Consider the following 23,775-nt stretch of genomic DNA (forward strand, 5'->3'; position numbering starts at 1 on the left):
GGGCGATGTCTTGTGGGGGTGGGGTTCAAGTCACTTATCCGTTGGCGTCGCATGGCAGCAGCAAGGAAAGCGTCGTGCCGACACCCGCCTTGCTGCGGCAGGTGATATTGCATCCGATCTTTGCTGCGAGTTTGCCTACGATCGACAACCCGAGGCCACGCTCTGCGGTGGCGTGTGCGTCCTCGGGGAATGACAGTTTACGGATCGCTTCCTCCGGCATTCCGGGGCCGGTGTCGAGCATCCGTATTTCAACGTGTTGCCGTCCGTTGTGGACCACGCCGTTAATGGCGATGTCGAAGCGTCCGCCGTTGGGCATCGCTTCGCAGGCGTTTTTCCACAGATTGACGAGAATCTGTTTGAGGCTGTTGGCGTCGCAAGCAACCGTTGCCGGGGTAGCGGCGCCGAACTGGCTGCGCACAACGATGCCTCGCTCGCCAAACAATGCAACGCGGTATAGCGCAAGAAGTTCGCGCACCAGCTCGACCGCGTTAACCGCTGTGACAGTCGCGTGGCTGGGCGGCAGTTCGCTCAGGCGCCGGACAATGCCGGCCACGCGATCGATTTCCTCGCCGAGGACGTCGATTTCCTGCCGGACTTCGCTGTTCTCGGGGAGTTTCTGGTCGAGGATCCGGAGGTAACTCTTGATGATCCCGAGCGGATTCCCGGCTTCATGAACGATTCGCCGTGCCTGGCGCTGGAAGGCGGCCGACGCTTCGTCTTCGGCCTGTTTGCGATAGGCCATGGCATCCTGCCAGGCCTCGAGGCTGACACCGCCGATGCGGCCAAAGTTGAGCAGCCAGCGCGCGCGCTTCTTGAGGCGTCCATACTGCGCCTTGCTCACGCCGAACACCATGACGCCGAGGGTGCGGCGCTTGCCGATCATCGGTAGCGCGAGAATGCCTTCGCTGAAAAATGCGCGCGCAAACTGACTGTCGAGCAGCGAATCCGGATGCGCGGGTTCGTCGAAACTGCCGAGCACCGCGCGCCTGCTGATCGCCCGCGTCACCAGGCCGGCATCCGCGCCGCTGGCGAGCTCGGTCTGGCGGAAGACGTTCGGCTGGCCGCCGACCAGATTGCCCGAAAGCACTCCGGAGTCGGCATTGATCAGGAGAAAGCCCAAACGTGGCAATTCGAAGAGGATGCGTGCGGATTCACGCAGCGAGAGCAGCAGCTCGGTGTCGCTTTCGAGTCCGAAAAGGTCCTGTTGGAGTGGGTGCATGACTGCCATGTCATGGACCATCGCTTCGAGGAAATCATCGGCTTCCGTTCTCCCGACCGGCGCAGGCAGCACGATGACGCTGGGCAGGGTCCGCACCGGGCCTGCGTCGGTTTGCGGGCGCGGAGCTTCGATGCCAAGCGCCTTCGAGATCACGGTGACGTGTTCGAGTGATTGCGCAAGAATATTCGCCAGATCGAGGTCGTGGCCCGGCCCGAACAAGGGGGCGGCGAGCGTGTCGAGCGGTTCCTCGGCGGCAGCATTGCGGGTGATGGCGTCGGCCAGCCAGATCAGTTTGGGCAGGGGCGTAGCTGTCGCAATCTGCTCGGCGGTGGCATGGTGAAACAGGATGCTGTCTGCGAGGCTGCTGTCGAGCTTCCACTGATCGGCGAGCCACGTGCCGATTTCGCCATGGTGGGTACCCAGGTTCGCTTGTTCCAGCTCAAGCAGGCTGTTTTCGTCGGGGCATTGTGCAAGCAGTCGCGCGTATTGCTCACCAAGCGCGGTTAGCAGCAAGAGTTCGCCGACATCGTGCAGCAAGCCCGCAAGATAGGCCTCGTCGGGGTACGGGTAGTCCGTGGCGGTGGCAAGGGCGCGGGCCGTTTCGGCGACGAGCATCGAGTGACGCCAGAAGTCGGTCAGGTCGACGCAGACCGCGCCAGGCTCCCTTTCGAAGAGTCGCTTAACCGCGAGGCAGGTGGCGATGGAGCGGACAAGTCGCGTGCCGAGTATGGAAACGCTGGACTTTACGTCACGAATGGCGCTGGCGCGGTTGAATGCGACCGAGTTTGCCGCGGTGAGGACTCGGGCGCAGAGTCCCGGATCCTGGCCGACTGCGGTGGCTAACTCGGAAATCGTCGCACTTTCGTTGTCGACCTGTTGTATCAGGCGGACAAGTACCTGGGGCAGCGGCGGGATGCTGGCCGCTTCAATGGCCGTGACGACGGTGTGCGGAAGTTCGCGCATACGGGTGACGATGTCGGTGGACTTCCACGCCTGGTTCGATTCTCTGAGTTACCCAATCAAAAACACGCTACGAAATCTGATTGAAGGCCATACAGCCGCACTTTTGTACGCAGAGTGCGTAACGAATGGTAACCGATTAAAGATGTTTACGTATTTTTACGGATAAAAAGTACTTTTGTCCGTGTGATTGTTCCGACGCGCGCATAAGCAAGGGTCGATTTTTCGTCCCGGCCATGGCAGACGGATAGGCCCGCCACCCGGTCAGCCGACGTTTTCCCCGGCGCGTGTGGGGCAATGCTGGAGGGCGCCCGATCGACAGGGCGAATCAGGCGGCGCCGTCCTGCGCGAGCCCGCGCAGCAGGGCCTCGACCTGCCGCGCGCCGGCTTCGGTTTCCATCATTTCCAGTGGCGAGATGCCACCGAGTTCCCGACTGGGGCGATGCAGCCAGCGCATTGCCTTGTCTTGCCTGCGAAATGCCGCGATCGCCAGGGCGCTGAGTCGCGCGACGCGCAGATCCGTCGCGTCGACCGCGGACGAACGACCGGCCCATTCGATTCGCTGTTCCATTTTCTTGCCTCCCGGTATCGGTCCCATGTGTTCCTGAGAGTCGCCATGCGGCCCGAAGTTGCGCCGCTCGGACTTGCCAGACGCGTCGAAGCGCGGCGGAATCGTAAACATTTCAACGGGTCGGCGTCGCGCTTCTATGATGAAAGGGAATGCGGAGTGGATGCTGCCTGCGGGGGCGCGTAATGGATATCTGGTGCGCGAATGTCGAGGACGTGCTGCTCGGACTCAAGAGTGGGGCCGATGGATTGAGTTCGGCTGAAGCCCGGCGGCGCCTTGCAGCATTCGGCGAGAACCGTGTGCAGGAACACCGCCGCGAGCCGCTTGCGTGGCGCTTCGGGCGTGAATTCACGCATTTCTTCGCGATCGTCCTGTGGGTCGCGGCGGCGCTCGCGATCGTCGCCGATCAATTCGACCCCGGACAGGGGATGGCGCCGCTGGCGGTCGCGATCGTCGGCGTCATCTTCGTCAACGGCTGTTTTTCATTCTGGCAGGCTTACCGCGCCGAGCGGGCGATTGCGGCGCTGACTGCGCTGTTGCCGCAGCGGGCGAATGTGTGGCGTGATGGTGCCGTGCTCAGCCTGCTCGCGACGCAACTGGTGCCGGGTGATGTCGTGTTGCTCGAAGCGGGCGACAACGTGCCGGCCGATTGCCGGCTGATCGAGGCGCTCGGCCTGCGCGTCAACAACGCGACGGTGACCGGCGAATCCCGCCCGGCGAGCCGCGTCGCCGATGCGGTCGAGGCCTCCGGCGCGATCGAAGCACGCAACCTGTTGCTGGCCGGCACGTCGGTCGTGGCGGGGCGCGGGCGGGCGGTGGTGTTTGCCATCGGCATGCGGACGGAGTTCGGGCGCATTGCGCATCTAACCCAGCATACCGAGGAGCGGCCGTCGCCGCTGACCATCGAGATTGCGCGCCTGTCCCGTCTTATTTCTGTCGCAGCCACGGTGCTGGGGGTGATCGTCTTTCTTCTCGGGAGAGCGATCGGGGTGCCATTCTGGGAAAGCGCCCTCTTCGCCGTAGGCATCATCGTTGCGAATGTGCCGGAAGGGCTGCTGCCGACCGTGACCTTGTCCCTGGCAATGGCGACGCAGCGCATGGCCCGTCGCAAAGCGCTGGTGCGCCATCTGCAGGCGGTCGAAGCACTGGGTGCGACGACCGTGATCTGCACCGACAAGACGGGAACGCTGACCGAGAACCGGATGCGCGTGGTGAGCCTGCTGGTTGCCGGGGCGGCGTGCGATCCTGTCCCGCCCACGGATCACATGCCCAGTCCGTCGCCGCCGATGGCGGATCTGCTGAGGGTGGCCGCCGGCTGCCACGGTCTCAGGGCGGATCCCGCGGCGCAGGGCGGATGGGCCGGAGATCCGATGGAGGTCGCCCTGGCTGAATGCGCGGCGCGCTGGGGGGTACGCGAGTTGGGGGAACGGCTCGCGGAACTGCCCTTTGAAACCGGTCGCAACCGCATGTCCGTGGCCGTGCAAACCGCGGACGGTCCGGTGCTGCTGTGCAAAGGCGCCCCCGAGCTCATTGTGCAGCGATGTGTGGCGCAACGCGGCGCCGATGGCGAAACGCTCGCGCTCGATGCGGTGGCGATTCGTGCCGGCCTGGACGCGATGGCGCGACGCGGCCTGCGGGTGATCGCGCTGGCGAGCCGTGCACTGGCGCCAGGCGAGACGGTGGCGGACGACAATGCCGAACGCGACCTGATCCTCGAGGGGCTCGCCGGCATCGAGGACCCGCCACGGGCGGACGTGCGCGAGGCGGTGGCGCGCTGCCATGAGGCCGGCATCCGCGTGATCATGGTCACCGGCGATCATCCGGCAACGGCGATCGCGATCGGTCGCGAGGTCGGGCTGACTGGTGAGGCGACGCGGGTGCTGCGTGGCGAAAACATCGCACGCATGACGACGGCCCAGTTGGCGCTGGCGCTGGAGAGCCCGCACCTGATCTGCGCGCGCGTCTCCGCCGAGCACAAACTGCGCGTGGTGCAGGCCTTGCAGGCGCGTGGAGAAATCGTCGCCGTCACCGGAGACGGGGTGAACGATGCACCCGCGCTGCGCGCCGCGGATATCGGCATCGCTATGGGAAAGTCGGGCACCGACGTCGCCAAGGAGGCGGCCGACATGGTGCTGCTCGACGATCACTTCGCGACCATCGTCAATGCGGTGGAAGAGGGCCGCGCGGTGTTCGAGAACCTGCGCAAGTTCCTCACCTACATCCTCACGTCGAACATTCCGGAAATCGTGCCCTATCTGGCCTTCGTGCTGTTCCGGGTGCCCTTGCCGCTGACCATCATCCAGATCCTCGCGGTCGATCTTGGCACCGACATGCTGCCGGCGCTGGCGCTCGGGGCCGAGGCGCCGCGTCCCGGCATCATGAGCCAGCCGCCGCGGGCGCGCAGGGAGCGGCTTGTCGACGGCGCACTGGTGGCAAGAGCCTATCTGTTTCTCGGGGTGCTCGAGGCGGCGGCCGCGCTGACGATCTACTTCGGCGTGCTGGGGACCGGCGGATGGCATTGGGGCGAGCCGCTCGGCGGGCTCGATCCCCTGTATCGTCAGGCAACGACCGCCTGCCTGGCGACGATCGTGGTGATGCAAGTGGCCAATCTCTTCTTGTGCCGCGATCCGCGCCGCCCGGTCTGGCCGCTGGGCCTAGCGGCCAATCCCTTGCTGCTTTGGGGGCTGGGTTTCGAACTCGTCCTGATCGCCGCGATCGTGTATCTGCCGGTTGGCAACCAGCTGTTCGGAACGGCGCCGCTGCCAGCGGAGGTCTGGTTGCAGATGTTGCCGCTGGTCCTGCTGATGATCGTGATCGAGGAAAGCCGCAAGGCCTGGGTGCGGCGCCGCATCGCACGCCGCGCGGAAATCACGGGCGGCTGACTTGCCCTGCAGGAGCGCCTTCAGCCGCGAACCGGTCGTGCCGCGGGCGTATGTATTTTCGCGGCTACGGGGTGGGGGGATGGCCTGCCGGGCGCCGATAATCGCGCAACAGGCTCAAGGCCGCCTCGTCCTCCACCTGCTCGAAGTCGGCGTAATACGCGCTGATGCCGCCCATGAAGGCGGGTGCCACCAGGCATTCCAGCGCGTCGCAATGATGGCGGAGCGTCGCGATGGTTTCGGGCGGTGCAATCGGCACGGCGACGATCAGCTCGTGTGGCTGCTTGGCGCGGATGACGTGAAGCGCCGCGAGCATCGTTGCCCCGGTCGCAATGCCGTCGTCGGTGACGATGACGGAACGTCCGCTTACCTCGGCCGGCGGGCGCAGCGCACGGAAGCGCTGCTTGCGACGTTCGATTTCCGCGATCTGGTGCGCGCGTTCGTGCTCCAGGTACTCCTCATTGAAGCCCATCACGCCCGTCGCGAAATCGGCGAGATACTCTTCGCCGTCTTCGCCTATCGCCCCGATCGCTAGTTCCGGCTGGTAGGGTGCGCGTAGCTTGCGTGCGAGCACGACGTCGAGTTCGGCGCCCAGTTCGCGCGCCAGTACCGCACCCGTCACGACGCCGCCACGCGGAATCGCAAGCACCAGCGGATCCTTGAATTCACGCCCTTTGAGCCGTTGGGCGAGCTGTTGCGCGGCATCTTCGCGATCCCTGAACATTTCCGTCTCCATGCGCAAGCGCGGATGATCGGCACGCCGGGAACACGCTCCCGCGTGCCTCGCGCGTCAATCCATTTCAAATATGGTGGATGTTGCCGGAAACGCAAGGACGGACGGATCGGACCTGTTCGCCGCTAGACAAGTGCGCCGGTCAGACGCGCGAGCGAGGGGCCGAACAGGCTGGTGAGAATTACCAGCAGCGGCATGCCGTAGCAAAACGCGTACATCAGCTGCCGGATGCGGCGCGATGCGGTTCCGAGTTCCATGAAGTATGCGCAGACGATGCGTACCTTGATGCCCATGACCGCCGCGACGACGAGCGTCACGCCGAAACCGGGTTCGATTGCACCGCCCAGGCCGGCGCCGCTGACGCTCAGCAGCACCAGCATCACCCATGCGAAATCGAGCTTGCGAATGTCGTTCATGATGTCGCTCTCCGTTTCAGCGCAGCACGTAGAACAGCGGAAAGATCATCAGCCAGATGATATCGGTCGTGTGCCAGTAGCACGCGAAGGCTTCCAGCCCGTCGTGTTCCGCGGCGGTGTAACTGCCGGCGCCAGTGCGCACCATCACCCAGAGCAGGCCGAGCAGGCCCCAGAAGACGTGCACGAGGTGATTGAAGGTCAGGTAGTAGTACGTCACGAAGAACACCCCGGCGTCGCCGTCGAGCCCGTGAGCAAGGTTCCAGCGCACTTCGAAGAACTTGATCATCGGGTAGCCGGCACCGAATACGAAGGCGGCCAACAGCCAGCGCAGGCAGGCCTGCCGGTTCGCCACGCGCATCGCCGCGAGTCCGCGTGCGACACAGAAGCCGCTCGTGACCAGCAGCACCGTGTAGGCGGTTCCCGCCGCGAGAGAGAGTTGCGATGGCCCGGCGGTGAAACTGTCGGGGTGATGCGCCCGCGCGATGAAATACACGAGGAACATCAAGGCAAATTCGGTGACTTCGCAGTAGATTCCGACCCAGATGGCCTTGTTGCCGGGGATGCGGCCGAGTGTGGCGGGGCGCAGCGGGAGCGTGGCGGCGAGATTCACGATGGGAACCTATGCAGGACAGGGATCGAAGATCGGCGCGGGCCGCGACGCATTTGCCCGTTGCGGTCAATGACACGATTGTCCCGCCGTTCGCGCATCGCCGACAGCTACAGTGTGTGCCTTATCCGACCGGAACAGAACTTGACGGAACAGTCGTGCCGCAACGCGGTGAAGGTGACGCTTTGACTTGAGGGTGCAGCGGATGGCGTGGCAGTTGGCGAGGAAGACGGAATGAAGCTTTATGAGCGCCTGACGCTCGATATCGAGCAACGCATCCGCGAAGGCGTGCTGCGTGCCGGGGAGCGTCTGCCATCCGTACGACAGTCCTGTACGGCGAACCGGCTCAGTCCGTCGACGGTGCTGAAGGCGTATTACCTGCTGGAGAGCCGCGGGCTGATCGAAGCGCGGCCGAAATCCGGCTATTACGTCCGCCCGCGTCTGCGACAGCCGCTGCCGGAGCCGGAGATCACGCAGCCGGTGGGGCTCTCGACCGAACTCAACGTCAGCGATTTCATCTTTGAGATCCTCGAATCGGTGAAGGATCCGGCAGTCGTGCCGCTGGGATCGAGCTTCGCGAGCCCGTACCTGTATCCGCTTGCGAAGCTTGGGCGCTTTCTCGCGGCGGCCGCGCGCAACATGGACCCGCGCGCGACCGTCACCGACCTGCCGCCGGGCAACGAGGAGCTGCGCCGCCAGATCGCGCTGCGCTACCTGACCGGTGGCGTCGCGCTGCAACCGGGCGAGATTGTCATCACTTCCGGTGCGATGGAGGCGCTCAATCTGTGCCTGCAGGCGCTCACGCGACCCGGCGACCTGATCGCGATCGAGTCACCGACTTTCTACGCCGGGCTGCAGGCGATCGAGCGGCTGGGGTTGCGCGTCATCGAGATTCCGACGCACCCGCGCGACGGCGTGAGCATCCCGGCGCTTGCCGACGCGCTGCGCCATCACCCGGTCAAGGCCTGCCTGCTGATGCTGAACTTCCAGAACCCGATGGGCGCGCTGGTGCCGGACGACAACCGCCGCGCGCTGATCGAACTGCTGCGGCGGCACGAGGTACCGCTGATCGAGGACGACACTTACGCCGAGCTGTACTTCGGCAAGCAGGCGCCGCTTGCGGCGAAGGCGCTCGATACGAGCGGGTTGGTGCTGCACGTGTCGAGTTTCTCGAAAAGCCTTGCGCCCGGTTACCGGGTGGGCTGGGTCGCGGCGGGGCGTTTCGCACGGCAAATCCAGCGGCTGAAGCTGTCGACCAGCCTCGCGACGACGATACCGGTACAGATCGCGCTCGCGGACTTCCTCCGCGAAGGGGCCTTCGACACCCATCTGCGACGGCTGCGCGCGGCGCTCGAGGTGCAGGAGGCTGCGATGGCCGCGGCGATCGAGCGCCATTTCCCGCCCGGCACCCGGCTCGCCCGGCCGCGCGGCGGCTATCTGGTGTGGGTCGAACTGCCGCCGTCGGTGGATGTGCTGGCCCTTCACCGGCTGGCGCTGGCACAGGGGATCAGCATCGCACCGGGGCCGATCTTTTCGGCCAAACGTGAATACCGCAACTGCATCCGGCTGAATTTCGGCCATCCGTGGAGCGAGGATTTCGAGCGCGCGATCGCGACGCTCGGCCTGATGATTGCCGCGCTGGTGTGAGCCCGGCGTCGCACCCCGATCGATCTGTTATGGTCGAAAATAGATTCTGCTGAATCTGTTATGCAGGTCGCCGCGGTGGTGTACTCGCCGCACTGCCCCGATCGCCATCAGCAAGGTGTGGCGCGGGCCGCAGCGAGGACGATTCCATGCAGACGGCGGCAAACCGGGCCCAGGGGGCTCGCATCGAGTTATATCGCAAGACCGGCAAGATCCACCCGCGCAGCGTCACCGGCTCCTTCAATGGATGGCGCTGGGCGATGGTGTGGTTCACGCAGATCCTGTTCTACGGCGGCGCCTGGCTGAACTGGGGTGAGCGGCAGGCGCTGCTGTTCGACATCGCCGAACGCAAGTTCTATGTCTTCGGTCTGGTGCTGTGGCCGCAGGATGCGCTGCTCTTCGCGCTGCTGCTGATCATCGCCGCGACGGCACTGTTTCTCGTCACCGCGGTCGCCGGGCGGCTGTTCTGCGGCTTCGCGTGTCCGCAGACGGTATATACGTCGGTCTTCCGCTGGATCGAAACGCGCATCGAGGGCGATCACCTCGCGCGCCTGCGTCTCGACCAGTCCCCGCCGAGTGCGCGCAAGCTTGGCCTGAAGGGCGCGAAACATCTGGCCTGGCTCGCCATTGCAGGCTGGACCGGCATCACCTTCGTCGGCTACTTCACGCCGATCCGCGAACTGCTGACGAATCTCGGGCCCGGCGAACTCGGCCCGTGGGAAGGCTTCTGGGTGTTCTTCTACAGCCTGTTCACCTACGTGCAGGCCGGCTTCGCGCGCGAGATGGTGTGTCTGCACATGTGCCCGTATGCGCGCTTCCAGAGCGTGATGTTCGACCATGACACGGTGACCATCAGCTACGACGCCGCGCGCGGCGAACCGCGCGGGCGGCGGGGCGCGGCGAAATCCGCCACGCAAGCCCTTGCCGTGTCCGCCACGTCGACGGCGCGCGGCGACTGCGTCGACTGCACGCTGTGCGTGCAGGTGTGCCCGACGGGCATCGACATCCGCGACGGGCTGCAATATCAGTGCATCAACTGCGGCCTGTGCGCCGATGCTTGCGACGACGTGATGGTGCGCGTCGGGTCGCCGACCGGGTTGATCCGCATGGCGTCCGAGCACGAACTCGCGATCGCGCCCGCAGCGCAGGTCGAGTCGCCGGCGCGATCCGCCTACCGCGGGGCACTGCGGCGTCCGCGCGCAGTCGCGTATGCGATCGCGCTGGCGGCCTTCTCAATCCTCGGTGCGTGGATGGTGGCGAATCGCCCGGCGCTGCGGGTCGACGTGCTGCGCGACCGCAACGCACTGCTGCGCGAGTCGGTGGACGGCAGCATCGAGAACGCCTACACGCTCAAGCTGATGAACCTGCGCGAAGCGCCGCGCGCGTTTCGCGTCGCGGTTGACGGGGCCGCAGGCGTTCGCATCATTGGTGATGACACATTCACCGTGGACGCGGGTCGCGTGCTGCCCGCGACGGTGACCGTTGCTGCTGCGCCTGCGGCGGAGCGTCGCGGCAGCCAGCCGATCCGCTTCCATATCGAGGCGCTCGACGACCCGGCCGCCGAGGTGACCGAGCACAGCACCTTCCTGCTGCCCTGAAACGCCCATCACGCCGGATACCCATGAGACCGGCCAGGTACTGCTATGAGCCGACGAGGCTGCGGCCATGCGGCGCGAGCAGATCCAGTACCGGCCCGGCCGGCACGATCCCGGTCGGATTGATCGTATGGTGACTGCGGTAGTAGTGCGCCTTGATGTGGGCGAAATCGACGGTTGCCGCGACGCCCGGCCACTGGTACAGCTCGCGCGTCCAGGCCAACAGATTCGGATAGTCCATCAGCCGTCGCACGTTGCACTTGAAGTGTCCGTGGTACACCGCATCGAAGCGGATCAGCGTCGTGAATAGTCGCCAGTCCGTCTCGGTGATTCGTTCGCCGAGCAGGTAGCGATTGCTCGCGAGCCGTTCCTCGAGTTCGTCGAGCGTGCCGAACAGTGCCGTAACCGCGGCTTCGTATGCACTCTGCCCGGTTGCGAAGCCGGCGCGGTACACGCCGTTGTTGATCGTCTCGTAGATGCGCGCATTGAGCGCGTCGATCTGCGGCATCAGGTCGGCGGGCGCATAGTCGCCGGGTTTCGCGCCAAGGCCGTCGAAGGCCGTATTGAACATGCGGATGATATCCGCCGACTCGTTGCTGACGATCGTGTCGCGTTGCCTGTCCCACAGCACCGGCACGGTCACGCGGCCGGTGTAGGCGGGGTTGGCGCGGCGATACAGTTCATGCAGATGGGCTGCGTGGTGCAGCGGATCGGCGACGACGCCGGGACCCGGCTCGAAGCTCCATCCCTGGTTACCCATGAAGGGATTGACGACGGACACGCCAATCATCGGTTCGAGCCCTTTCAGCGCGCGGAAGATCAGCGTGCGGTGCGCCCACGGACACGCAAGCGACACGTACAGGTGATAGCGTCCGGCCTCTGCCGGAAAGCCGCCGGTGCCGCTTGGCCCCGGGCGCCCGTCCGCAGTGACCCAGTTGCGGAACTGCGCTTCGCCGCGCACGAAGGCTCCGCCCGTAGTGGCAGTGTCGTACCACTGATCGACCCAGTCACCTTTCACCAGTAGTCCCACTTTATTCTCCGTGCGATGGGGCGGGGAGGGCGTCTGCCCATCCCCGATCCTCAGTACGACCGCTCAGTTGCGCTCTCCTGCAGCGTTGCCAGCCAGAGCGCGGTCGATCGAGAGTCGTCCGGCGCCGCTGACGAGCAGGGACACCGTTACCGCCAGCAGGGCGAGACCGAACTCATAACCCTTGTTGGCGATGAAGAGTCCGTTTGCGAAATGGACGCTGAAGATCGCCACCAGCATCGTGAAGGCCAGTACGGCACTCGCCGGGCGCACCAGCAGGCCAATCAGCAGGGCGAGGCCGCCGAAGAACTCGGCGCCGCCGGCGAGCAGCGCCATCAGGTAGCCCGGCGCGAGGCCGATGGATTCGAGCCACCCGGCGGTGCCCGCAAGGCCGTAGCCGCCAAACCACCCGAACAGTTTCTGGCCGCCGTGCGCCATGAAGATGATGCCTACCGGAATCCGCAGTGCGAGGGCGGACAGGCTGGCGTTGGTCGAGGTGATTTTCTGGATCAGGGTCTGGCTCATGGTCGTTCTCCGTTGAAGACTCAGAATTTGTTTCGTGAGTGCATGGTAAGGAGTGAGCGATTGATTAAAAAGGTGCAGATCATCACTACATTGTTGCTAATGATGTATCTAATTATTCCCGGTCATGAACGTGAAATGACGCATAGGTGACATCCGTTTCGGGTGTTAGGATGGTTCTGGCTCCGGCAATGTGACGGAAATTCGAATGCGAAAAGTGAGACCCGGTCTCGTGTCGGCATTGGCCGTGTTCGGCTGGATGCTGGCTGGTTGTTTTTCGAGTGGAAATCTTCCGCGCGGCTATCCGGCGGCGCCCGTGGGGGAGGCCGGTCTGGTATTCGGCTCGATCGGCGTCGCGGGCGAGGAATCGACGATCGGGCTGAGTTCGCTGGAGTATCGCCCGGCTGCAAAGCTCGGGCCGACCGCCCAGGGGGAGTTCCTGTTCCACTCGGTGGTCGGCATACCGGGGGCGCTGCTTTCGCCGATGTTTCACACGCCGGTGGAGTTTCACGACGGCGCCGCAAAGGGGACGGTCTTCGCGCTGCGCTTGCGTGCAGGGGATTACGAAGTTGTCAGCGCAATCGTAGAAAATGCGCCGATTGGCGGGTGGGCGAGCCACGTGTTCATGAGCGATGCCGGCAATGTCCCGTTCCGCGTGGAGGCGGGCAGGGCGACCTATATCGGGCGCTTCCTGAGCCGTCTGCGCATCGGGCGCGATGCTCACCGCATTCCCGAAGTCCAGGGGGCGTATTTCGTGGTGAGTGATCGCCTGGTCTCCGACCTGGAGATCGTGAACGCCAAAGGTTTCCAGGTTGACGCTGCACGCGTCATCAACCTCGCCCCGCGCTTCATGTCCATTAATAATGCGGCATTGCGGTCGAGCCCCGAATGATGCGCGCGCTACTCGTTGTCGCTCTGGGGCTCTCCGCGTGCAGTTCGACTCACGACCTTGCGAAAGGGCCCAGCATGATGGGTGGGGGTCTGTTCAGCGAGGAGCTGCAACCGGGGCTGCACTACGTCGTGTCCAAGTCGCACGTCGCCCCGTGGACGAATCATGAGTCCGTCGCGCAAGTGTGGCGGGACCGTGCGGGTCAGCTGTGCGGAAAGGGCGGGTACCGTGAATTGCAGGTCGTCGAACTGGTGGAAGAAGAGTTGGCGCCGATGAGGGTGTTCGTCCTTTCGTTGCCGTACCTGGCGACGATCCGAAAAGGCTATGTCTTGTGCGCCGGGTCGCCACTGTCGGAAGAGGCGGCCCTGCGCTACCTGGACTTGCGCCGCTGACCATTCCAAGCTTCGGCAGCAAGATCTTTGCCTGATGCGGAAAGGCAAGGCTGGCACCATTGCGTGTTCACGCTACCCGCTCGATACTGGTTTGCATCCTCAGCGCGGCACAGCTTCGGCGCACTTCATCTCGACCATGCGCCGCAATGTCTGCTCTTCGACGATGAAGATCCGGACGGCCTCCGGGTCGAACTGGCTGCCGCTCATGCGCAGGATTTCCGCCTTCGCGGTGTCGAACGGCAATCCCTGTCGATAAGGGCGGTCTGAAGTCATCGCATCAAGCGTATCGATGACTGCAAACAGTCTCGCGCCCAGCGGGATGTCGTAAGCACCGAGGCCACGCGGATAACCACTTCCATCGAAGCGTTCCTCGTGGCACAGGACGATATCGGCAGCCTCGGTCATGCCGGGCAGCCGACTGACGATGCGATGACCATCCTCCACGTGCCGGCGCATCAGGGCCCATTCGTCGTCATCGAGCGCACCGCTCTTGAGCAAGACGCGGTCGGGGACGCCGATCTTGCCGACGTCGTGGAGCAGGGCGCCCCAGTAGATCTGGCGCAGGCGATTTTCGTCACCGGTTATCTGCCTTGCGAGCACCAGCGTGTGACAGGCGACACGGCGGGAATGCTGCCCCGTCTCATGTTCGCGCAGATCGAGGGCGTCGGCGAGTGCTTCCGCGAAACGGGCGTAGTGGTCGTTTGTTCTCCCGTTATCGACAATGCGGCGCTCGAGAAAGCAGTGCTCGCACAGATGTTGACCGTCAAGCTGCAGCGGCAGCAAGCCGGCGGCGAGCTTGCCGCAGCAGTCGCATCGACTCGATGTGGTGGGCTGTTGGGACACGCGGGCTCGCTCAGGGGACGCTAAGTCACTTCTAGTGTGCCCGGTATTCGAAGACCGCTTCGACGGGCTGTCTGGCACCCGGCATACGGATTTCAAGCGTAATCCGGTAGGGGCCGGCGCCGGGAAACGCGAAGTAGTTGCCGAAGCTGGTCGTGTCATCGATGCGCATCGGCTCCAGGGGCTTGCTCGTTCCGGCCATTCCGAGTTCGGTCACTGTCGCGGTCACCTGCGCGTCGACAATGCGGCTGCCGTCCTTGTTGATGAGCGCAACGATCAGATGATGTTTGTCGCGCCCGCCGGGCACCCCGCCGTGCATGGTGCGCTCTTCGTGGGTGGGTTCGTGCTTGCCCGCGACCTGCGCAGGCAGGATGCCGTAGTAGATATCGACCTCCCCCACGCGTTGGTGGCGCCCGGTTTCGGCCGCGATTGTCACGCCCGAGCCAAGTAGTCCGACGACAACGGCGATTGCGAAGATCCTCTGCAAAAAGTGTTTGAGCATGCTTGTCTCCTCCGCGCGGTATGGAGCGCCGGCTGCCGGGGCTCACGCGGCGCGTTGCTCGACTCCAGTGATTCGGTCGGCCGTCCGGCGTAGCCGCAGCGCGTTGGTGACGACGGAAACGGAACTCGCGCTCATCGCCAGCGCCGCCACCATCGGCGATAGCAGCAGGCCGGTAAAGGGGTAGAGCAGGCCCGCGGCGAGCGGCACCCCCAGCGCGTTATAGACGAAGGCGAAGGCGAGGTTCTGGTGCATGTTGCGCACTGTCGCGACGGAAATGCGACGTGCCGCGGCGATGCCGCGCAGGTCGCCCTTCACCAGCGTGAGCTGCGCGCTCGACATCGCGACGTCGGTGCCGGTGCCCATCGCGATGCCGACATCGGCGCGGGCGAGCGCCGGCGCGTCGTTGATGCCGTCGCCGGCCATCGCGACGATGCGGCCTTCGGCCTGCAGTTTCGCGACCAGATCGTCCTTGTCCTTGGGCTTGACCTCCCCGAGCACCTCGTCGATGCCCAGGCGCTTGCCGACGGCACGGGCGGTCGTGAGGCCGTCGCCGGTGGCCATGACAATGCGGCCGATGCCGTGCGCGCGCAGTTCGTCCAGAGCCTCGGCTGTCGTTGCCTTCACCGGGTCGGCCACCGCAACCAGACCCACGGCAATCCCGTCGACGGCGAGCATCATCACGCTCGCACCTTCGAGTCGCAGCGCTTCAGCCTGCCCGGCCAGGGCATTCCACGTGACATCCTCGTCATCCATCAGCGCGCTGTTGCCGAGCACGACCTTGCGGCCTTCGACCGTACCGTGCACGCCGATGCCTGAGGACGACTCGAAGGTTTCGGGCTTCGATAGCGCCAGTTCCTGCCGCCGTGCCTCATTGACGATCGCGTGTGCCAAGGGATGCTCGCTGCCCTGGTCGAGGCTTGCGGCGATGCGAAGTACTTCATCTTCCGTCCAGCCGGGCGCCGCGACTGTCGCGTGGAATGCGGGCTTGCCTTCGGTCAGGGTGCCGGTCTTGTCGACGATCAAGGTGTCGATGCGGCGCAGGTTTTCGATCGCCGCGGCGTCGCGGAACAGCACGCCCTGCGTCGCGGCGTTGCCGGTGGCGACCATCACCGACATCGGCGTGGCGAGGCCCAGCGCGCACGGGCAGGCGATGATCAGCACCGCGACAGCGTTGATCAGGCCGTAGGCCCACGACGGCTCGGGGCCGAACAGGCCCCAGCCGAAAAAGGTGAGGGCCGCGATCGTGACGACGGCGACGACGAAATAGCCCGCGACATGGTCGGCCATGCGCTGCATCGGCGCGCGTGAGCGTTGCGCCTGCGCGACCATCTGCACAATCTGCGCGAGCACGGTCTGCGAGCCGGTCTTCTCCGCCTGCATCACCAGCGCACCGCTGGTGTTCAGTGTCGCGCCGATCACCTTGTCGCCGGTGGCCTTGTTGACCGGCATCGGTTCGCCGGTGAGCATCGACTCGTCGACCGCACTGGCGCCTTCGAGCACCACGCCGTCGACCGGCACTTTCTCGCCCGGGCGCACGCGCAGGCGGTCGCCGGGATGCACATGGGTCAGCGGGATGTCTTCCTCACTGCCGTCGGCATTCAGCCGGCGCGCCGTTTTCGGCGCGAGACCGAGCAGGGCCTTGATCGCCGCACCGGTTTCGGAGCGCGCGCGCAATTCCAGCACCTGGCCGAGCAGGGTCAGCGACACGATGACTGCCGCGGCCTCGAAATACACCGCGACGTGCCCGCCCATGCGGAACGATTCGGGGAAGAGGCCGGGTGCAACGGTCGCGACGACGCTGTACCCGTAGGCGGCCCCGACGCCCGTGCCGATCAGCGTCCACATGTTCGGGCTGAGGTTTGCGATGGACTTTGCCCAGCGCACGAAGAAGGGCCAGCCTGCCCACACGACTACGGGGGTGGCGAGCAGCAGTTCGACCCACGGTCGCCCTGCCCCAAACAGCGGATCGAAAAGTCCGCCTGACATCGCAATCAGCGTCACGAGCGCCGTCGCCGGCAGCGTCCACCAGAAGCGCCGCTTGAAATCGGCGAGTTCGGGATTTTCGCCTTGCTCCAGTTCGGGCAGCACCGGCTCCAGCGCCATGCCGCACTTCGGGCAGCTGCCGGGGCCGATCTGGCGCACCTCGGGATGCATCGGGCAGGTGTATTCGGTGCCGGGGGCGGTTTCCGCGACTGTGGTGGGCGGTACCGGGCGTATGTAGCGTGCCGGATCAGCGCGGAACTTGTCGAGACACTTCGCACCGCAGAAACGGTATTCGGTACCTTCGAATTCCGTGTGGTGCGGCGAGTCGGGTTTCACCGTCATGCCGCACACGGGATCGGTCAGGCTGTCGGCAGACGCGCCAGCGGCATGCTGATGGTGTTCGTGACCATGATGATCGTGTGCCGGCACGGGACGGTCTTCAGTCATGATGATCTCCTCCCTTGGGCCGATGGCCTGTCGCGTAGATTTCGGACGGCGAACTGCAACACGGTCCGGTCTTCGCAGTCCGGTGTGCGCGCTGGTTTTCCGCCATCCACGCACGGAGTTGTCGTAGCAGGTTCTTCAGTGTGGTGAGCAATGGGGGACTCCCCGGTCCCGACGGCCGAAGGCGGAAAATCGGCCGATGCGGTCATTTTCCGGTCGATTTCCCCGCGGGTTTCGGCATCCTCTCCATCATCATCTGCATCATGTCCATGCGCCGCTCCATTTGGTGCATGCGGTTGGCCATGGCCTCGGGCGATGCGGAGGCCGCGTCAGGGGCCATCATCATTCCCTTGCCCTGCATCATGCCCATGCCGCCCATCTTCCCCATATCCCCCATCATCTGGCAGCCCATTGAGCCCATTGAGCCCATCTGGCCGGTTGCCATCTGGTGGCCCAGCATCATGTTCTCGCGCATCGTCTGCATATGTTCCATCAGCAGTTTCTGCCGCTCCTCGGGACTCTTGGCAGCGGCCACGGCCTCGAGTTGCGACTGCATCCTGGTGGTGTTGTCCTGCATTTTCTGTACCGCCTTTTCGGGCGTCGGGGCAGAAACGGCCGCGGGCTGGTCGGGATGATGCGCATCTTCCGCGTAGGCGGGCAGGGCGGCGGCCAGGGAGATGGCGAGTACGGTGAGGATGCTTTTCATGATCTTTCTCCTGAGATATAGAGGGCGATGCAAGCGACGGCAGTGCCGGATATGGACAACTGATCAAGTGATTGTCATGCGCTATCCGCCGATTCTCGCTGGTCCGGCCAGTGAGGGATAAAGGCCGGGGTTTGACGCGCATAGCGCGACCAGTCCTCCCCAAAGGCCGCTACCGCCGCGAGTTCTTCATGGCGGGCGAGGCGCACGTAGGCGACCACGAGAACGGGGAACATCGTCAGCGTGATCAGCGTCGGCCACTGCAGCAGGAAACCGAGCATGATCAACACGAACGCTGCGTATTGCGGGTGCCGCAGCCTGGCGTAGGGACCGGTCGTCGCGAGCCGGCCACCGGACTGGGCCGCGTACAGGACTTTCCACGCTGCGGCGAGCAGCCAGAAACCGCCCCCGATCAGCACCGTCGACAGGATGTGGAAGGGACCGAAGTGCGGATTGGCGCGCCAGCCAAACATCACTTCGAGCAGGTGGCCGGCGTCGTGTGAGAGAAAATCGACGTCCGGAAAGCGCTGGGCGAGCCAGCCCGACAGTAGGTAGATCGTCAGCGGGAAGCCGTACATCTCCGCGAACAGCGCGACGATGAACGCCGAATACATGCCCAGCGATCGCCAGTCGCGTGGTGAACGCGGTTTGAAGAAGCTTGCGGCGAAGAAGATGAACACTGCCGAATTGATCGCCACCAGCGACCATAAGCCGTAGGACGGTCCCGGATCGATCATTTTCCGCCTCCGTTTTTCGGATCGCCATGCTGGTGGCCGTGGTGCATGAACAGGTGCATCAGCGGGCAGGCGAGCAGGAACAGCCAAGGCAGGATGCCGAGCAGATGAGCGCGGTGCTCGAATGCGAGCAGGACCGCAGCCATCGCAATGAAAGCGCCGAAGATCCATCGGCTGGCGCTGACTCGCCTGTCACCCGTTGCTGCATCGGGTGGCGCGTGGTCAGGAGGGTGGTGCGTGTGCATGATGCGCTCCCCGTGCTGAGGATGAATTCATCATACGCTCGAATGATCAACGACTTGCTGACGCCGTGATTACATTTTCGTCATCTTGGTTCGCGCGCGCGGGAAGGGTTCTGCGCCCATGGGCATTGCGCCGATGGGCGGGCTCGGGCGTGTTCGCACGGCTCGCGCGGTTCGGCGCGATCACCGTCTCGAATTACTTGATCGCAAACCGCGCAGTCGCCGGCGCCTTGCCTGCGAGCGTGACCACCGCAACGGCTTTGGTGCCTGAAACAAGCTTGAACGTGCCTTTTGCTTCGAGCTTGTTGTCGCCGGCCGGGGCGAGGCTGGCTTCGCTCTTTTCGGCGCCGTTGAGCAGCGTGACCTTTGCCGTCGCGCCGGTGGTGTCGATCTTCTTGCCGTGGTCGTCGAGGTAGAGGCTCAGAGCTTCGGACGTGGCGACCAGCTCGTAGATGACTTCCTTCACCTCGACGACGGCGCCGCCATGTTTGGGTGTGAGATCGTGACCGCCGGCAGCGAAGGCAGCGGGGGCGGACAGGATGGCGAGTGCGGCGGTGACGGAACGAAGTAGCTTCATGGTTTTTCTCCTGGGGATGTGCTGGGGAAATGCAGTGGGCTCAGTAGGCGTCCTTGCCCGAATCCGTAACGAGGCGTTCGATCGGCTTGCGGCCGAAGAGCCACACCATCGCGGGGGTCAGGAAGGTGTCGAGCAGGGTCGAGCTGATCAGGCCGGAGAAGATCACGACCGCGACCGGGTGCAGGATCTCGGTGCCGGGCTGCTCGGCTTCGAACAAGAGCGGCGCGAGCGCGAACGCGGCCACCAGCGCGGTCATCAGCACCGGCGTCAGGCGTTCGAGCGAGCCGCGGATGAGCATCGCGCGGTCGAATTTTTCGTCTTCGAAGGCGCACAGGTTGATGTAGTGGCTGACCTTGAGGATCCCGTTGCGCGTCGAGATGCCGGCGAGCGTGATGAAACCGATCAGCGCGGCGACCGATAACGGCTGGCCGGAGAGCCACAGGCCGATCACCGAGCCGACCAGCGCGAGCGGGATGTTGGCCATGATCATCAGCGTCAGCGCAGTGCTCTTGTAGCGGCTGTAGAGCACGAGGAAGACCATCGCGGCGGAGACCAGCGACAGCAGGCCGATCAGGCGGCTCGATTCCTCCTGCGCCTCGAACTGGCCGCCGAGGTCGATGAAGTAGCCTTCGGGCAGCGGGGTGTCGGCGATGACCTTGCGGATGTCGGCGATGACGTCGGACAACGGACGCTGCGAGGCGTTGGCGGACAGCACGATGCGGCGCTTGCCGTCGTCGCGGCTGATCTGGTTGGGGCCGTCGGATTCGTCGATGCGCGCGAGCTTCGATAGCGGCACGCGTCCGGAAGGCGTGTCGATCAGGACGTTCGCGAGCCCTTCGATCGAGCGCGCCGTGTCGGGCAGACGCAGCACCAGATTGAAGCGGCGGTTGCCCTCGATGACCTGGGTGATACGCTCGCCGTCGACGAGCATCTTCAACTCCTCGAGCAGTTTCGACGGCGGCAGGCCGTAGGCTTCGGCGGCGTCGAAGTCGACGCGCACCTTGATCTGCGGCGTCAGCACCTGCTTTTCGATCTCGAGGTCGGCCAGCCCGGCAATTGCGGCAAGGCGCCCGCGCAGCGCATCGGCCTGGGCACGCAGGGTGTCGAGGTCGTCGCCGAAGATCTTGATCGCGATCTGCGCGCGCACGCCCGACAGCAGGTGGTCGATGCGGTGGCTGATCGGCTGGCCGATGCCGATCGCCGCCGGTAGACTCGCGAGGCGGCCGCGGATGTCGGCATAGACGGCATCGAGCGGGCGTTCGCTCGCACGGATCTGGATGTCCAGCTCGGACGAATGCACTCCCTCTGCGTGTTCGTCCATTTCGGCGCGGCCCGAGCGGCGGCCGACATGGACGACTTCCGGTACCTGTCCGATCAGCAGTTCGGCCTGCTGCGCGATGCGCACCGACTCCGTGAGGGTCGTGCCGGGGTTCAGGCGCAGTCCGACCAGGACCGTGCCTTCATTGAAGGGCGGCAGGAAAGTCGTGGGAAAGAAGGGCACGATCGCCAGCGCGGCGAGCACGGCGACCGTCGCCGCGGCGAGCAGCAGGCGGGCGTGGTCGAAACCCCACGCGAGCGCGCTGGCGTAGCGCGCCTTGAGCCAGTGCACCAGCCTCGGGTCGCCGTGGCCGAGACTCTTCATGCGCGGCAGCAGGTAGAAGGCCATTACCGGCGTCAGCGTCACCGACACCAGCATCGAGGCGAGGATGGAGGTGATGTAGGCGATGCCGAGGGGCATGAAGAGCCGCCCTTCGATGCCCGGCAGCGCGAACAGCGGCACGAACACCAGCACGATGATAAAGGTCGCGTACACGATCGCCGAGCGCACTTCCAGCGTTGCCTTCGCGATCAGCTCCAGCGGATTGAGGCGCACATGGCCTTCGGCGCCGCGCTGGCGGTCCTGCTTGAGGCGGCGCAGCACGTTCTCGACGCCGACGACCGCATCGTCGACCAGTTCGCCGATCGCGATCGCCAGGCCACCCAGCGTCATCGTGTTGATCGACATGCCGAAGTAGCGGAACACCAGCACCGTCGTCAGGATCGAGGCCGGAATCGCGACCAGCGAGATCAGCGTCGTGCGCAGATTCGCGAGGAAGAGGTAGAGCACCACCGCGACGATCGTCGAGGCCGCGACGAGCTTGCCCTGCAGGTTGCCGATCGACGATTCGATAAAGTTCGCCTGGCGGAAGGTCACGCGCGGCTCGTCCATGCCCGCGGGCAGCGACTTCTTCAGCTCGGCGAGCGCCGTTTCGATCTCTCGCGTGAGCTTCACGGTGTCGGCGTCGGGCTGCTTCTGTACCGACAGGATTACCGCCGGCTGGCCGTTGAAGCCGGCGTCGCCGCGCTTGATCGCGGGCGCGAAGGTGACGCCGGCGACCTGCCTGAGCAGGATGCTGCGACCGTCGCGCGCGGCGACCGGCAGGCGTTCGAGGTCCGCGAGCCGCGTGGTGTGGCCGATGTGGCGGATCAGGTATTCGCGCGCGTTGAGTTCGAGGAAGCCGCCGCTGGTGTTCGCCGAGAAGCCGCGCAGCGCCGAGGCGATGTCGTCGACGGTGACTCCCAGCGCAGCCATGCGCGCGGTGTCGGGCTGCACCTGGTACTGGCGCACCTCACCGCCGATCGGGATCACCTGCGCGATGCCGGGCACCGACAGCAGGCGCGGGCGCAGCACGAAGTCGGCGTACTCGCGCGTCGCCATCGGATCGATCTTCGCGAGGTCGATCGGGATCGCGATCAGCAGGATCTCGCCCATGATCGAACTGATCGGCCCCATTGCGGCGTGCTCGATACCGGGTGGGAGCTGGTCGCGCACGGTCGTGAAGCGTTCATTGACGATCTGGCGTGCGCGGTAGATGTCGACGCCCCAGTCGAAGCTCACGTACACGAAGGCGAGGCCGACCGAGGACACGGAGCGTACCGAGCTCACGCCCGGCAGGCCGCTCATCGACACTTCGAGCGGCAGCGTGATAAGTTGCTCGACCTCTTCGGGCGCCATGCCACCGGCCTCGATCTGCAGCGTCACCTGGGGGCGGTTCAGGTCAGGGAAGACATCGACCGGCGTGCGGGTCAGCGTCAGGCCGCCGTAGATCATCATCACGGCGGCGAGCGCCAGCACCATCAGGCGGTTGCGCAGGGATTGATTGACGAGCCAGTCGAACATGAGTCGTCCTTAGCGCACCTGGTTCACGAGCGGGGCGCCCTGCACGACCACCCGGTCGCCTGCCGCGAGGCCGTCGGTGACGGTCACCGTGGCGCCATCGAGCAGGCGGTAGCGCACCGTGCGCGGCACGAAACGTTCCGCCGAGGTATGCACCCACACGGTTTCCTGGTTGCTGGGGTTCTTCACCAGCGCCGCGGTCGGGACCGGGATGCCGGCGATCTGCTCGCGGGTCTGCACGACGACCTGCAGCGGCTGGCCGACGCTCAGTGGCGGGGCCTTGCCCTCGACGGTGCGGAACAGCACCGGCAGTGACTGCTCACGCAGGCTGCGGCCGGCGCCGACCCAGGCGAGCGGGAAGGCGGTCTTGCCGCCATCGGCCGATGCCGAGGCCTGCGCAACCGAATTCGCCAGTGCGGCGTCGTGCGCGATCGCCTCGACCTGGAAGCGTGACGGATCGACGATCTCGAACAGCACTTCGCGCGCGTCGACGACCTGCCCGGCGACGACGTTGCTGCTCGCGATGACGCCCGACACCGGTGCGACAAGGGATTCGCTGGTCGTCAGACTGCCACCGATCGCGGCGAGACGCTCGCCCAGGCTGCGTACCTCGACCTGCGCGGCGTCGATCTCCTTCTGCGGCACGCTGCCTTCGAGTTCCAGCAGGCGTGCGCGCTGTCTCTGCGCGAGTTCGAGATTCGCGCGCAGCTCCGCGGCCTGTGCGTTCTGTCCGGCGCGTTCGATGGCACTCGCTGCGGGGCGCACCACTGCCAGCACCTCGCCCTTGCGCACCGCCTGGCCGAGCACCGGCAGACCGCGCGAGCCGGCTTCAATGCGGCCGGCGACCGTCGGCTGCACCTTGCCGCCGGCGTTCGGGTCCATTACGACCCGGCCGACCCATTGGTGAGTCATCGGCAGTTCGCGGGATTCCGCGAGCAGCGTGCGGATACCGAGCTGGCGCTGCGACAGCTTGGGCAGGAACACCGAGCCGTCGGGCTGGCGCTTCGGCGCGTTCGCCGTCCCGACGAACGGGGCTTCACCGCCGTGGTCGTGACCGGCGTCGGCATGCGCAGTGCCGGGCACGACGCCGCCCAACGCGGAGATCATCAGCATGGCGAGCAGGGCGGTGGAGGGGGTGGGGG

21 protein-coding genes are annotated in these 23,775 nt (G+C 65.3%); 5 read left to right on the forward strand and 16 right to left on the reverse strand.

The features are described from left to right. Positions 1-34 precede the first annotated feature (34 nt). Positions 35-2,182, reverse strand: coding sequence for an HDOD domain-containing protein (locus GPA25_RS19600; RefSeq protein WP_169262090.1), 2,148 nt, complete (start codon positions 2,180-2,182; stop codon positions 35-37). Positions 2,183-2,507: 325 nt separating this feature from the next. Beyond that, positions 2,508-2,750, reverse strand: coding sequence for an MbcA/ParS/Xre antitoxin family protein (locus tag GPA25_RS19605; RefSeq protein WP_169262091.1), 243 nt, complete (start codon positions 2,748-2,750; stop codon positions 2,508-2,510). Positions 2,751-2,932: 182 nt separating this feature from the next. Between GPA25_RS19605 and GPA25_RS19610 the strand changes: the two genes are divergently transcribed. Then, positions 2,933-5,629: a cation-translocating P-type ATPase gene (locus GPA25_RS19610; protein ID WP_169262092.1), complete on the forward strand. Its 2,697-nt coding sequence runs from the start codon at positions 2,933-2,935 to the stop codon at positions 5,627-5,629. A 64-nt stretch (positions 5,630-5,693) separates the two neighbouring features. Here GPA25_RS19610 and GPA25_RS19615 read toward each other — a convergent pair whose 3' ends face one another. The 3 genes from GPA25_RS19615 to GPA25_RS19625 form a co-directional block, all read right to left on the reverse strand. Further along, positions 5,694-6,350: a phosphoribosyltransferase gene (locus tag GPA25_RS19615; RefSeq protein WP_169262093.1), complete on the reverse strand. Its 657-nt coding sequence runs from the start codon at positions 6,348-6,350 to the stop codon at positions 5,694-5,696. Between the two features lie 134 nt (positions 6,351-6,484). Then, positions 6,485-6,775 carry a cytochrome C oxidase subunit IV family protein gene (locus GPA25_RS19620; protein ID WP_169262094.1) on the reverse strand — a complete coding sequence of 97 codons (291 nt, stop codon included), beginning with the start codon at positions 6,773-6,775 and terminating at the stop codon, positions 6,485-6,487. Between the two features lie 16 nt (positions 6,776-6,791). Next, complete coding sequence (locus tag GPA25_RS19625; RefSeq protein WP_169262108.1) at positions 6,792-7,319, reverse strand: cytochrome c oxidase subunit 3; 528 nt, start codon at positions 7,317-7,319, stop codon at positions 6,792-6,794. Positions 7,320-7,616: 297 nt separating this feature from the next. Between GPA25_RS19625 and GPA25_RS19630 the strand changes: the two genes are divergently transcribed. Both GPA25_RS19630 and ccoG read left to right on the forward strand, forming a co-directional pair. Beyond that, entirely contained in the window at positions 7,617-9,029 is a 1,413-nt protein-coding gene (locus GPA25_RS19630; protein WP_169262095.1) for an aminotransferase-like domain-containing protein, read from the forward strand. Positions 9,030-9,175: 146 nt separating this feature from the next. Further along, positions 9,176-10,624 (forward strand): cytochrome c oxidase accessory protein CcoG, encoded by a 1,449-nt coding sequence (gene ccoG, locus GPA25_RS19635; RefSeq protein WP_169262096.1) that lies wholly within the window; start codon positions 9,176-9,178, stop codon positions 10,622-10,624. A gap of 43 nt (positions 10,625-10,667) precedes the next feature. Here ccoG and GPA25_RS19640 read toward each other — a convergent pair whose 3' ends face one another. Beyond that, positions 10,668-11,651 (reverse strand): glutathione S-transferase C-terminal domain-containing protein, encoded by a 984-nt coding sequence (locus GPA25_RS19640; protein WP_169262097.1) that lies wholly within the window; start codon positions 11,649-11,651, stop codon positions 10,668-10,670. 63 nt (positions 11,652-11,714) lie between these two features. Beyond that, positions 11,715-12,173 carry a DoxX family protein gene (locus GPA25_RS19645; protein ID WP_169262098.1) on the reverse strand — a complete coding sequence of 153 codons (459 nt, stop codon included), beginning with the start codon at positions 12,171-12,173 and terminating at the stop codon, positions 11,715-11,717. Positions 12,174-12,378: 205 nt separating this feature from the next. Between GPA25_RS19645 and GPA25_RS19650 the strand changes: the two genes are divergently transcribed. Beyond that, positions 12,379-13,062 carry a hypothetical protein gene (locus GPA25_RS19650; protein WP_169262099.1) on the forward strand — a complete coding sequence of 228 codons (684 nt, stop codon included), beginning with the start codon at positions 12,379-12,381 and terminating at the stop codon, positions 13,060-13,062. Then, a complete protein-coding gene (locus tag GPA25_RS19655; RefSeq protein WP_169262100.1) occupies positions 13,059-13,451 on the forward strand; it encodes a hypothetical protein in 393 nt (130 codons plus the stop codon). The genes GPA25_RS19650 and GPA25_RS19655 overlap by 4 nt, the downstream gene beginning before the upstream one ends. 99 nt (positions 13,452-13,550) lie before the next feature. Here GPA25_RS19655 and GPA25_RS19660 read toward each other — a convergent pair whose 3' ends face one another. The 9 genes from GPA25_RS19660 to GPA25_RS19700 form a co-directional block, all read right to left on the reverse strand. Then, a complete protein-coding gene (locus tag GPA25_RS19660; protein ID WP_169262075.1) occupies positions 13,551-14,294 on the reverse strand; it encodes an HD domain-containing phosphohydrolase in 744 nt (247 codons plus the stop codon). A 31-nt stretch (positions 14,295-14,325) separates the two neighbouring features. Further along, positions 14,326-14,793 (reverse strand): hypothetical protein, encoded by a 468-nt coding sequence (locus tag GPA25_RS19665; protein WP_211163232.1) that lies wholly within the window; start codon positions 14,791-14,793, stop codon positions 14,326-14,328. A gap of 42 nt (positions 14,794-14,835) precedes the next feature. After that, positions 14,836-17,223: a heavy metal translocating P-type ATPase gene (locus GPA25_RS19670; RefSeq protein WP_169262101.1), complete on the reverse strand. Its 2,388-nt coding sequence runs from the start codon at positions 17,221-17,223 to the stop codon at positions 14,836-14,838. A gap of 202 nt (positions 17,224-17,425) precedes the next feature. Next, positions 17,426-17,926: a hypothetical protein gene (locus GPA25_RS19675; RefSeq protein WP_169262102.1), complete on the reverse strand. Its 501-nt coding sequence runs from the start codon at positions 17,924-17,926 to the stop codon at positions 17,426-17,428. Between the two features lie 74 nt (positions 17,927-18,000). After that, on the reverse strand, positions 18,001-18,660 hold the full coding sequence (locus GPA25_RS19680; RefSeq protein ID WP_169262103.1) for a methyltransferase family protein: 660 nt from the start codon (positions 18,658-18,660) through the stop codon (positions 18,001-18,003). Further along, a complete protein-coding gene (locus GPA25_RS19685; protein ID WP_169262104.1) occupies positions 18,657-18,902 on the reverse strand; it encodes a DUF2933 domain-containing protein in 246 nt (81 codons plus the stop codon). The genes GPA25_RS19680 and GPA25_RS19685 overlap by 4 nt, the downstream gene beginning before the upstream one ends. Positions 18,903-19,095: 193 nt before the next feature. Then, positions 19,096-19,476 carry a hypothetical protein gene (locus GPA25_RS19690; RefSeq protein ID WP_169262105.1) on the reverse strand — a complete coding sequence of 127 codons (381 nt, stop codon included), beginning with the start codon at positions 19,474-19,476 and terminating at the stop codon, positions 19,096-19,098. Positions 19,477-19,516: 40 nt separating this feature from the next. Continuing rightward, on the reverse strand, positions 19,517-22,636 hold the full coding sequence (locus GPA25_RS19695) for an efflux RND transporter permease subunit (protein WP_169262106.1): 3,120 nt from the start codon (positions 22,634-22,636) through the stop codon (positions 19,517-19,519). A gap of 9 nt (positions 22,637-22,645) precedes the next feature. Beyond that, entirely contained in the window at positions 22,646-23,746 is a 1,101-nt protein-coding gene (locus tag GPA25_RS19700) for an efflux RND transporter periplasmic adaptor subunit (RefSeq protein WP_169262110.1), read from the reverse strand. Positions 23,747-23,775: the final 29 nt, after the last annotated feature.

Source organism: Aromatoleum diolicum, assembly GCF_012910955.1.
Taxonomy (GTDB): Bacteria; Pseudomonadota; Gammaproteobacteria; order Burkholderiales; family Rhodocyclaceae; genus Aromatoleum; species Aromatoleum diolicum.

Bases quoted from the DNA above. Each gene is read 5' to 3' on its own strand.
- GPA25_RS19620 (WP_169262094.1), bottom strand. From the start codon at position 6,775: ATGAACGACATTCGCAAGCTCGATTTCGCATGGGTGATGCTGGTGCTG.
- GPA25_RS19695 (WP_169262106.1), bottom strand. From the start codon at position 22,636: ATGTTCGACTGGCTCGTCAATCAATCCCTGCGCAACCGCCTGATGGTG.
- GPA25_RS19685 (WP_169262104.1), bottom strand. From the start codon at position 18,902: ATGCACACGCACCACCCTCCTGACCACGCGCCACCCGATGCAGCAACG.
- GPA25_RS19675 (WP_169262102.1), bottom strand. From the start codon at position 17,926: ATGAAAAGCATCCTCACCGTACTCGCCATCTCCCTGGCCGCCGCCCTG.
- GPA25_RS19680 (WP_169262103.1), bottom strand. From the start codon at position 18,660: ATGATCGATCCGGGACCGTCCTACGGCTTATGGTCGCTGGTGGCGATC.
- GPA25_RS19645 (WP_169262098.1), bottom strand. From the start codon at position 12,173: ATGAGCCAGACCCTGATCCAGAAAATCACCTCGACCAACGCCAGCCTG.
- GPA25_RS19600 (WP_169262090.1), bottom strand. From the start codon at position 2,182: ATGCGCGAACTTCCGCACACCGTCGTCACGGCCATTGAAGCGGCCAGC.
- GPA25_RS19690 (WP_169262105.1), bottom strand. From the start codon at position 19,476: ATGAAGCTACTTCGTTCCGTCACCGCCGCACTCGCCATCCTGTCCGCC.
- GPA25_RS19670 (WP_169262101.1), bottom strand. From the start codon at position 17,223: ATGACTGAAGACCGTCCCGTGCCGGCACACGATCATCATGGTCACGAA.
- GPA25_RS19605 (WP_169262091.1), bottom strand. From the start codon at position 2,750: ATGGAACAGCGAATCGAATGGGCCGGTCGTTCGTCCGCGGTCGACGCG.
- GPA25_RS19700 (WP_169262110.1), bottom strand. From the start codon at position 23,746: ATGCTGATGATCTCCGCGTTGGGCGGCGTCGTGCCCGGCACTGCGCAT.
- ccoG (WP_169262096.1), top strand. From the start codon at position 9,176: ATGCAGACGGCGGCAAACCGGGCCCAGGGGGCTCGCATCGAGTTATAT.
- GPA25_RS19650 (WP_169262099.1), top strand. From the start codon at position 12,379: ATGCGAAAAGTGAGACCCGGTCTCGTGTCGGCATTGGCCGTGTTCGGC.
- GPA25_RS19630 (WP_169262095.1), top strand. From the start codon at position 7,617: ATGAAGCTTTATGAGCGCCTGACGCTCGATATCGAGCAACGCATCCGC.
- GPA25_RS19655 (WP_169262100.1), top strand. From the start codon at position 13,059: ATGATGCGCGCGCTACTCGTTGTCGCTCTGGGGCTCTCCGCGTGCAGT.
- GPA25_RS19615 (WP_169262093.1), bottom strand. From the start codon at position 6,350: ATGTTCAGGGATCGCGAAGATGCCGCGCAACAGCTCGCCCAACGGCTC.
- GPA25_RS19665 (WP_211163232.1), bottom strand. From the start codon at position 14,793: ATGCTCAAACACTTTTTGCAGAGGATCTTCGCAATCGCCGTTGTCGTC.
- GPA25_RS19610 (WP_169262092.1), top strand. From the start codon at position 2,933: ATGGATATCTGGTGCGCGAATGTCGAGGACGTGCTGCTCGGACTCAAG.